Source organism: Micromonospora parastrephiae (assembly GCF_016802865.1).
Classification (GTDB): Bacteria; Actinomycetota; Actinomycetes; order Mycobacteriales; family Micromonosporaceae; genus Micromonospora; species Micromonospora parastrephiae.
On sequence record NZ_JAEVHM010000232.1, the window covers coordinates 1 to 7,295 of the forward strand.

Below are 7,295 nucleotides of genomic sequence, written 5' to 3' on the forward strand. Positions count from 1 at the left end.
CACCCGGCCGGGACGCCGGTACCGGGTGCGCGGCGCGGACGGCCGCTACCGGTGCGCGCCACCCGCGCCGAGCACCGCGCGTAGCGGGGCGAGGGTGTCGTTGGTGAGGTGACCGGCCCAGACCAGGTCCCAGATGACGCCGGTCAGCGTGGCGTCGTCGGTCGACCCGACCCGGTCGGCCAGGGGCCGGAAGAACAGCGCCTGCCCGTCGCCGAGCGCGTCGAGCACCGCGTCGTGCAGCGGGGTACGGGTCAGTGCCTCGTCCGGCGGCGGGAGCAGCAGCGGCGCCGCGTCCGCGTACGCCAGGGTGACCCAGCCGTCGCCGCCGGAGATCGCCCCCGACCCGGCCCACAGCACCTCGCCACTCGCGCACAGCTCGTCGAGCTGCGCGGGGGAGTAGTCGGCGACCCGGCCGGGCAGCACCAGCCGCTCCAGCGCGGACGCCGGGACCGCCGCGCCCTGCAACTGCTCCACCGTGGCGGCGAGCGCCTCCACGCCCCGGGCGGACGAGCCGACCTGCTGCCAGCGGGGCAGGAACGCGGCCAGCGCCCGGGGCGGCACCGGCTCGATCTCCCGGCGCAGCGCCGCGAGCGAACGGCGACGCAGCATCCGCAGCACCTCGGCGTCGCACCACTGGGCGCCGGCGGAATCCGGGGTGAACTCGCCGGAGACCACCCGGCCGGTGGCGGCGAGGCGCCGCAGCGCCTGCTCGACGACGAACACACCGAGCCCGAAGCGGGCCGCGCAGCTCGCCGCGGCGAACGGCCCGTGCGTGCGGGCGTAGCGGGCCACCAGGTCGCCCAGCGGGTCGGCCACCGGGGCGAGGTACGCCTCGGCCACCCCGACCGGCAGCGCCACGCCGAGCGCGTCACGCAACCGGGCGGCGTCCTCGACGCCCACCCAGCGCTGCTCGCCGGCGATCCGGACCCGCAGCGCCCGTCGGCTGGCCTCCAGCTCGGTCAGCCAGGTCTCGGGCACACCCCGCTCGGTCAGCTCGGTGTCACTCAGGTCGCCGAGCACCCGCAGCAGCTCGACCACGTCCTCGGCGTCGCGGGGACGGCGCTGCTCGGTCAACCAGCGCAGCTGCCGGTCGGTCTCGGTGAGCACCACCGGATCCAGCAGTTCGCGGAGGTCGACGCGGCCGAGCAGTTCGCCGAGGAGCGTGGAGTCCAGTGCCAGCGCCGCGGCCCGGCGCTCGGCGAGTGGGGCGTCGCCCTCGTAGAGGAACGCGCCGACGTAGCCGAAGAGCAGCGACCGGGCGAACGGGGACGGGGCGCTGGTCTCCACCTCGACCAGCCGGACCTTGCGGGTCGCCAGGTCACGCATCAGCCCGGCCAGCGCCGGCTGGTCGAAGACGTCCTGAAGGCACTCCCGGGCGGCCTCCAGGGTGACCGGGAAGTCCGCGTACTCGCGCGCGACGTCGAGCAGTTGCGCGGCGCGTTGCCGTTGCTGCCACAGCGGCTGGCGGCGGCGCGGGTCGCGGCGGGGCAGCAGCAACGACCGGGCGGCGCACTCACGGAAGCGCGCGGCGAAGAGGGCGGACGTGCCGACCGACTCCTCCACCAGTTGGGTGATCTCGTCGGGCTCGAAGACCACCACGTCCGCGCCGGGTGGCTCGTCGGCGGTGTCCGGTAGCCGCACCACGATGCCGTCGTCGGAGGGCATCACCTGGGCGTCGACGCCGTACCGTTCGGCGAGCCGGCGGCCCACCGCGAGAGCCCACGGCCCGTTGACCCGCGCACCGAGGACGCTGTGCACAGCGAGCCGCCAGTCGCCCAACTCGTCGCGGAACCGCTCGACCACGATCGTGCGGTCGTCGGGCAGCGAGCGGGTGGCCTCCCGCTGGTCGCGCAGGTACGCCATGAGGTTGCCGGCGGCCCAGTCGTCCAACCCACCGGCGCGCAGGGCGGCCAGAGCCGCCTCGTCGCTCTGCCGCAGCAGAGCGCGCACCCGGGCGCCGATGGCCCGCCCCAGCTCCACGGGACGGCCCAGCTGGTCGCCCTTCCAGAACGGCATCCGGGCGGCCTGCCCGGGGGCCGGCGAGACCAGCACCCGGTCGGGGGTGATCTCCTCGATGCGCCACGAGGAGGAGCCGAGCAGGAAGACGTCGCCGACCCGCGACTCGTAGACCATCTCCTCGTCCAGCTCGCCGACCCGCGCGGCCCGCTCGGCGCCGGCGAGGAACACCCCGAACAACCCCCGGTCCGGGATGGTGCCGCCGCTGGTCACCGCGAGCCGCTGCGCGCCGGGGCGGCCGGTGAGCAGGTCGGTGGCCCGGTCCCAGATCAGCCGGGGGCGCAGCTCGGCGAACGCGGTGGACGGGTAGCGGCCGGAGAGCATGTCCAGTACGGCGTGCAGCGCCGACTCGGGCAGCTCGGCGAAGGGCGCGGCCCGGCGGACCAGCTCGGCCACGTCGCCGACCCGCCACGGCTCCAGCGCCACCATGGCGACGATCTGCTGGGCGAGCACGTCCAGTGGGTTGCGTGGGTAGTGCAGCTCCTCGATCGCGCCGTCGGTCATCCGCTCGGCGACCACCGCGCAGGACAGCAGGTCGCCGCGGTGCTTGGGGAAGACCACCCCGCGGGAGACCGCGCCGACCTGGTGCCCGGCACGGCCGACCCGTTGCAGCCCGGCGGCGACGCTCGGCGGCGCCTCGATCTGCACCACCAGGTCGACCGCGCCCATGTCGATGCCCAGCTCCAGGCTGGAGGTGGCCACCACGGCCGGAAGCTGGCCGGACTTGAGCGCCTCCTCGATGTGCTTGCGCTCCTCGCGGGAGACGCTGCCGTGGTGGGCCCGGGCGATCACCGGTGGCGCGCCGCCGGCGGCGCCGGACTGGGCCATCACCTCCGCCGGTGGTCGGTTGCGCACCGGGCCGGCCGGGCCGCCCCACCGCTGCGCGTCACCCGCCGGGCCGCCGTCACCCGCCGGGCCGTCGCCCGGCGACACCCCGTCCGGTACGCCGACCGCGTCGCCACCCGGCGCGGCGGCCACCTCCTCGGCGGCCAGCTCGTTGAGCCGCGCGCAGAGGCGTTCGGCGCTGCGGCGGGAGTTGGTGAAGACGATGGTGGAGCGGTGCTGCCCGATCAGCGTGAAGACGCGTTCCTCCACGGCTGGCCAGATCGAGGCGCGGCGCGGCCCGGGGCCGCCGAGGTCGTCCTCCGGTGGCTGCTCCTGCTCGTCGAGGCGGGTCATGTCCTGCACCGGCACCTGCACGCTGACCTCGATGGTCTTCGGCGTGGCCGGCTGCACGACGTCGACCGGGCGGGCGCCGCCGAGGAACCGGGCGCAGGCGTCGATCGGTCGGACGGTGGCGGAGAGCCCGATCCGCTGCGCCGGGGCGGGCAGCAGCTCGTCGAGGCGTTCCAGCGAGAGGGCGAGGTGGGCGCCGCGCTTGCTGCCGGCAACCGCGTGCACCTCGTCGACGATGACGGTCTGCACGCCGCGCAGCGAATCCCTGGCCGCGGAGGTGAGCAGCAGGAACAGCGACTCGGGTGTGGTGATGAGAATGTCCGGTGGGGTGCGGGCGAAGGCCCGTCGCTCGTCGGCCGGGGTGTCGCCGGTGCGCATGCCGACGGTGATGTCGGGAGGGGCGACACCCAGCCGGGTCGCCGCCTGCCGGATGCCGGCCAGTGGGGCGCGCAGGTTGCGCTCCACGTCGACGGCGAGGGCCTTGAGCGGGCTGACGTAGAGCACCCGGCACCGCTGCCGGGCCTCGGCCGGTGCCGGCTCGCGGGCCAGTTTGTCGAGCGACCAGAGGAACGCCGCGAGCGTCTTGCCGGAGCCGGTGGGCGCCACGACGAGGGCGTTGCGGCCGGCGGCGACGGATCGCCAGGCGCCGGCCTGGGCGGCGGTGGGCGCGGCGAAGGCGGCGTCGAACCAGGCGCGGGTGGCCGGGCCGAACCCGTCGAGCACCTCGCCCGTATCTGCATCTGCCCCGGTCACCGCTCCATGGTGCCCCGGCGGTACGACAACCACGAGCAGGCCGAGGCGGAATGTGTCCGGGTGCAAGGCATAAGCACGGGATGCGTGCTTAATACGTTAAGTCTCACTTAACTGCTTGCTTGTGACGCACAACATAAAGTAACTTCACTCGCAACGCGAGTGGGGTGGGGAGGGATCGGATGGCCGGCGAGCAGCGGAATGTCGCACCCGGCACCGATGTGCTGATCCGCAAGGTCGACAGCCACCTCGCCACGCTCCGCGGCGGTCTGCACGGCCCGGAGCTGGAGCTCGCCGAACGCCTCGCCCGCTGCCTGCGGGAGCTGGTCGTCTCCACCGCCCAGGCCAGCGCCGCCGACCGCGGCCAGGTCCGTGCCGCCGTGCACTACTTCGTGCTACGCCGGGAAAGCCGCGGCCGGCTGCTCTCGGTGCGGTCGCTGACCGCCGCCGAGCGGGTCGTCGACAAGGTCGTCCGCCAGCTCGGCCGGGTCGACCTGCTGGCCGAACTGCACCGCGACCGCCCCGCCCTCGACGACGCGCTGCCCCTCGGCGACGCGCTGTTGCGCTGACCGCCGTCGGCCGCGGACACCTCGCGGCGATTGACGGACGGATTCCGGCAAAACGGCCCGGCGGGCGAGGAACTGTCGTCTGATCGCTGCAGGCGCCACCGCTGCACGGGCGTCGGCCACCTCGATCGGGAGCGCGGGTGCTGGTACTGCTCATCCTCCACCTCGTGGCGGCCCTCGCGGCGCCGCTCCTCGTCCGGTGGTGGGGTTCCCGCGCGTGTTACCCGTTGGCGCTGGCGCCGGCCGCCGCGTTCTGCTGGGCGGTGGCCCGCACCCCGGCGGTCGACGACGGCGGGGCGGTGGTCGAGACGTACCCGTGGATCGGGCAGTTGGGCCTCGACATCGCGTTGCGGCTCACCACGCTGTCCTGGCTGATGACCCTGCTGGTCGGCGGCGTCGGCGCGCTGGTGCTGGTCTACAGCGCCCGCTACTTCGACGCCGGCTCGATCGGGCTGGCGCGGTTCGCCGCCGTCCTGGTCGCGTTCGCCGGCGCGATGCTCGTCCTGGTCTTCGCCGACGACCTGCTGCTGCTCTACGTCGGCTGGGAGCTGACCACGATCCTGTCGTACCTGCTGATCGGGCACAGCACCGAGCGGCGTTCCAGCCGGTGGGCGGCGGCGCAGGCGCTGACCGTCACCACCCTGGGTGGGCTGGCCATGCTGGTCGGGTTCATCCTGCTGGGCGAGCACGCCGGCAGCTACCGCTGGTCGGAGATCTCGACCCAGCCGCTGCCCGCCGGCGGTCACCTGATCACGGCGGTGCTGCTGATCCTGGCCGGAGCGCTGTCGAAGTCGGCGGTGCTGCCGTTCAACTCCTGGCTGCCGGTGGCCATGGCGGCGCCCACCCCGGTGAGCGCGTACCTGCACGCCGCCGCCATGGTCAAGGCCGGCGTCTACCTGCTCGGTCTGCTCGCGCCGGCGCTCGCCACGGTCGGCCCCTGGCGGCCCGTCGTGCAGGTCGCCGGCCTGGCCACCATGCTGCTCGGCGGCTGGGCGGCGCTGCGGCAGACCGACCTGAAGCTGTTGCTGGCGTACGGCACCGTCAGTCAGCTCGGTCTGCTGGTCGCCGTGACCGGGTCCGGTACCCCGGACGCCGCCCTCGCCGGCGTCGCGATGCTGCTGGCGCACGCGTTGTTCAAGGCGTCGCTGTTCCTGGTCGTCGGGATCATCGATCACGGCGCCGGCACCCGTGACCTGCGCGAGTTGTCCGGGCTGCGGCACTGGTCCCGGCCGCTGTTCGTGGTCTCCGTGCTGGCCGCGGCGTCGATGGCCGGCGTGCCGCCGCTGGTCGGTTTCGTGGCCAAGGAGGCCGTGTTCGCGGCGTTCCTCGACCAGCCGCTGCTCCTCGCCGGCCTCGTCGCCGGGACGGTGCTCACCGTCGCGTACAGCGCCCGTTTCCTGTGGGGCGCGTTCAGTGACCGGCCGGGGGTGGAACCGGTCCAGCCCGACCTGAGGATCGCCGGCCCGATGCTGGTTCCACCGGCCGTGCTGGCCGGCGTCGGGCTGCTCGCCGGCCCGGCCGCCGGCGAGCTGGAGGCGCTGCTGCACCCGTACGCCGACCTGCTCGGTGGGGTCGACGCGCACCTGGCGCTCTGGCCCGGACCGACCCCGGCGATCGGCCTGTCCGTGGTGGCGCTTCTCGGCGGCGCTCTGCTCTTCGCTCTGCGGGGGCCGCTCGCCCCGGTGCTGGCCCGGCTCCGCTCGCCGATGGGCGGCAACCAGGGGTACGAGTGGATCGTGGGCCGGTTCGACCGGCTGGCGATCGAGGTGACCGGGGCGACGCAACGGGGCTCCCTGCCGCAGTATCTGGGCATCATCCTGGTCACCCTCGTGCTGCTGCCCGGCGGGGCGATGCTCGCCGCCAGCCCGTGGCGGGCCCGGATCCCGCTCTGGGACAGCCCGCTGCAACCGGTGGTCGTCGTGGTGATCGCGGTGGCGGCGGTGCTTGCGGTCGGCGCCCGCCGCCGGCTCACCGCGATGCTGCTGGTGGGGATGACCGGCTACGGCACCGCCATGCTGTTCGTCCTGCACGGCGCGCCCGACCTGGCGCTCACCCAGTTCCTGGTGGAGACCGCGACGATCGCCGTCTTCGTGCTGGTGCTGCGCCGTCTGCCGGAGCGGTTCTCGGCCCGGCCACTGCGCCGTAGCCGGTGGACCCGCCGGGCGATCGGGGTGGCGGTGGGCGTGGTGGCCGCCGGACTGGCCCTGGTCGCAGCGAACTCCCGCCGCGCGCCGGACATCTCCGCCGCCTTTCCGGACCTGGCGGTGGTCCACGGGTACGGCCGCAACGTGATCAACGTGACCCTGGTCGACATCCGGGCCTGGGACACCATGGGCGAGATCGCGGTGCTGGTGGTGGCCGCGACCGGGGTCGCCAGCCTGATCTTCGAGCGGTCCCGCACCGGGCCCCGACCGCGCCGGCCGGAGTCGGACTGGCGGGTGAACAGACCGGGCCGGCCGGTGTGGCTGCGCGGCGGGCCCACCCTCTACGAGGAACGCCGCTCGATCGTGTTGGAGGTGGTCATCCGACTGATCTTCCACACCGTGGTGCTGTTCTCCCTCTTCCTGCTCTTCTCCGGGCACAACGCGCCGGGCGGCGGCTTCGCCGGTGGTCTGGTGGCGGGTCTCGCCCTGGTGGTCCGCTACCTCGCCGGCGGCCGGTACGAGCTGACCGAGGCGGCCCCGGTCGGCGCCGGTGTGGTCCTCGGCGCGGGGCTGGCCGTGTCGGTGGGCTCCGGTGTGGTGGCGCTGCTGGTGAGTGGGCAGGTGCTGGAGAGCGCCAAGGTCG

The 7,295-nt window shown here is 74.4% G+C and carries 2 protein-coding genes and 1 pseudogene; 2 read left to right on the forward strand and 1 reads right to left on the reverse strand.

Annotated elements, in window-relative coordinates; genetic code table 11:
* Positions 1 to 48: 48 nt before the first annotated feature.
* Positions 49 to 3,945: pseudogene (locus JNW91_RS27815) on the reverse strand (DEAD/DEAH box helicase); the annotation flags it as partial.
* 179 nt (positions 3,946 to 4,124) lie between these two features.
* Here JNW91_RS27815 and JNW91_RS27820 point away from each other — a divergent pair.
* Both JNW91_RS27820 and JNW91_RS27825 read left to right on the forward strand, forming a co-directional pair.
* A complete protein-coding gene (locus tag JNW91_RS27820; RefSeq protein WP_203178403.1) occupies positions 4,125 to 4,511 on the forward strand; it encodes a hypothetical protein in 387 nt (128 codons plus the stop codon).
* Between the two features lie 137 nt (positions 4,512 to 4,648).
* Positions 4,649 to 7,295, forward strand: a 2,647-nt coding sequence (locus JNW91_RS27825) for a Na+/H+ antiporter subunit A (RefSeq protein ID WP_203178404.1), incomplete at its 3' end; no start/stop codon positions are given.

Excerpts from the sequence above, each read along its gene's own strand:
- JNW91_RS27820 (WP_203178403.1), top strand. The coding sequence starts at position 4,125 with ATGGCCGGCGAGCAGCGGAATGTCGCACCCGGCACCGATGTGCTGATC.